The 2865-nt window shown below is 41.6% G+C and carries 3 protein-coding genes; 1 reads left to right on the top strand and 2 read right to left on the bottom strand.

The features are described 5' to 3' along the window. Both AB4653_RS24345 and AB4653_RS24340 read right to left on the bottom strand, forming a co-directional pair. A partial coding sequence (locus tag AB4653_RS24345) for a condensation domain-containing protein (RefSeq protein ID WP_372105521.1) occupies positions 1–1172 on the bottom strand: 1172 nt, incomplete at its 3' end. A 67-nt stretch (positions 1173–1239) separates the two neighbouring features. Then, the gene (locus tag AB4653_RS24340) at positions 1240–2016 is read right to left on the bottom strand and encodes an alpha/beta fold hydrolase (RefSeq protein ID WP_102257357.1); all 777 of its coding nucleotides are present in this window, start codon (positions 2014–2016) and stop codon (positions 1240–1242) included. 134 nt (positions 2017–2150) lie between these two features. On the opposite strand from AB4653_RS24340, the gene AB4653_RS24335 reads away from it, so the two are divergent. After that, a partial coding sequence (locus tag AB4653_RS24335) for an MFS transporter (protein WP_372105520.1) occupies positions 2151–2865 on the top strand: 715 nt, incomplete at its 3' end.

Raw genomic sequence — 2865 nt, 5'->3', positions numbered from 1 at the left:
ATCTTTAAAGACATGTTTTTCGCTTGCCTTGAGCCGCGAAAGGTTACGTTAAACCCGTCCGCAATTCCACCAGCAATAATACGACGTTTCGTTGAGCACCCATGAAATTCTGTCGATTCAAAAGGCAAAATATTAATGAATGGTGAAATAAAATAGTGTCCGCCAGATGTGCATTTATTCTCTACTCGATACCGTCCATGGCAATAATTTCCCCTAAGCTCTTTTACCGCCCTTCTGAGATATGAATCCACCGACTCATCATCGGCAACCTCTCCGATATAAGGAATAGTATTGACCATTAATGACGGTAGGTTTGCACAAGGATTACCCATTCTATTCATAAATGGTAGCCACACAGGCAAAGGAAAAGACGTCTGTTCGTCTGATCGCCAATGCCTATAAAGATACGCTGTACACAGTAAGGTGAGAATGTCACTCCAACCAATCATTAATTGCTTAGATACCGTGATAAGAGAATCACAAATCGACTCAGGAACATCCCTCTCACAATAAACTGTATCAGATACCGAGATATCGTGGTTACTCAGCGTCAGATTGGCTGAATCAAGATAATTACCCCAATAAGATCGGTCAACATCGAAACGGTCACTATCCAAATAATCGGTGTTTTCTTTGAGATAAACCTCAAACGTCTTAAAGTAGTGTTTTGGCGCTGTGTTATTCACTAAACACAGATAAAGCTCCGAACAACGCTGCTCAATTAGACTCATACTGTAACCATCGACCGCAATATGATGAGTTCTCAGATACCAAAAGACTTTCTGTGATCCTACAATATAGAGCTGTACCTTCGTAATCACATCCTTTTCTAAATCAATGGCCGTTTCGACGTCAGAGCGCAAATATGCATTTACTTGTTCTTGCGCGTTTTCTTCCCCACGTAGATCGATGACCTCCACTGTGGGTTTTTCGTCAAAACAAACCATTTGAACGGGATAGTACTGATTTTCCAATCGTCGAAATCTAAGCAGCAAAGCTTCCGCTTCTGAAACAGTCTGATTAATGGCATCGGCTAATTTTTCGAGATCGATAGAGCCTGAAATTTCCAAACAATGAGCTACTGTCGATAAAGGCCTATCTGGATGTTGAACGAATTCGTCCCAATATGCCTCCTGCGCATTAGTCAGTGGATACCAATCTTGGCGAGTCATTATGCTTTTTACCCAATTGATTAAGTTGTTAGTAATCCGACGCACCTGCATCAATAACAAGTACGTTCTATTTATTATTGCCATGTTGCGACAGAAAGCGCTTGATCATTGAACCTACAATATCAGGTGCTTCTTGATATGACGCATGTGCTGTCTGAGGAATGTTGGCAAAACAGCTCCCAGAAATTTTGCCTTTTAAAGCCACTGCCTCATCAAGAGAAAATATAAAATCGTTATCCCCTCTCATAATCAATGTCGGACAGCGAATCTGTTCGACTAAATCACAAGGATAACCCGATGCCGTGTTATCAAACCAAGCCTCTTTAACTGCATCAACCAGCTTAGAAAAATCTGGTTCTGGGTTAGTTGCCTCGTACAAAGCAACGTCCTCCGAGAACCTGTTGCGCCAAAAATCCGGAGTTAAACTGGATAATAGTTTCATAGATGGATCATCAATATTCACTTGCCATTGTGAACCGAGCGTCACCAAGCAAGAAACCCTATTTGGTTCTTGAGCGGCTAAGCGGTAGCCTACAATGCCGCCATCACTGAAACCAAATATCGAATATTGCTCAATTCCTAAAGCGTCGAGTACGGAATGAGCATCTTGCTGATACTGGCTGTAACTAAGTCGTAAACACCCTAGATCCGACTTACCATGTCCACGCAAATCAAGACTTATTAATTGATAATTGTCGAATAAATACTTATGTAACGGCTCTAATTCATGGATTGACCCAAGTCCACCATGAAGCATCAACAGCGGTTCACCAGTAAGATTACCCGATATTTCGTAATATATAGTTGAACCATTGACATTTATATAACTACTTTCATTTATCATTTTTCTTCCACTTCGAACTCTTTCAATTAATTTAACTGATAATGATAATCTTTTCCATTAATGCTTTTATTGGAATTATATCGGTTGTATATTTGATGTCCCGTACATTGTAGCCAAACTAAAAAAGCCACTTTATGAGTACTATTAAACAGTTATTTGTATTAAACGCTGTCTGTATGACAGCGATGATGTCGATCATTCCAGTGATCGGTCCGATTATTCGCGAAGTTGGTTTAATGGAATGGCATGGTGGCTTGGTGGTCGCTATGTCGGGAATAGCTTGGCTTCTTAGCGCAAAAAAATGGGGGGAGACCAGTGACAAGAAGGGACGAAAACCCGTATTGCTAGTCGCTACTTTAGGCTATGCGTGCTCTTTTATCCTCATGACGATATGGCTAGATCTATCCCTGAAAACAACCTTTCACTCACTCATCATACTCATAGGAATGATCGTTGCTCGCACATTCGTCGGCCTGTTTTTAGCGGCTATTACTCCTATTAGCACTGCGTTAGTGGCAGATATTACCACGCCCAAAGAGCGACAAAGTGCCATGGCAAGTATTGGGGCAGCAAGTGCAATAGGGCTAGTTGCAGGGCCAGCTTTAGGTGGAATGTTATCTCAATACTCTCTGACACTGCCGTTGTACGTATTGTCAGTACTCCCATTCATCGCCTGGGTTATTATCAAGATCCGCTTACCTGAAACAACAATAATCCACGAGCCTTCCGAGAATACTATAAGCTTTTTTGACCAACGACTTCGCTTCCCGGCACTCGCTATGTTCGCTTGTATGTTTGCTGTTATAACAGCCCAGATCATCATTGGATTTTTAATACTCGACCGCATCC

This window comes from Vibrio sp. 10N.222.48.A3 (assembly GCF_041475345.1).
GTDB lineage: Bacteria > Pseudomonadota > Gammaproteobacteria > Enterobacterales > Vibrionaceae > Vibrio > Vibrio tasmaniensis_A.
Note: the sequence above shows the minus strand (reverse complement) of the source record. Positions and strands in the feature narration are given on the sequence as shown.

Bases quoted from the DNA above. Each gene is read 5' to 3' on its own strand.
- AB4653_RS24340 (WP_102257357.1), bottom strand. From the start codon at position 2,016: ATGATAAATGAAAGTAGTTATATAAATGTCAATGGTTCAACTATATAT.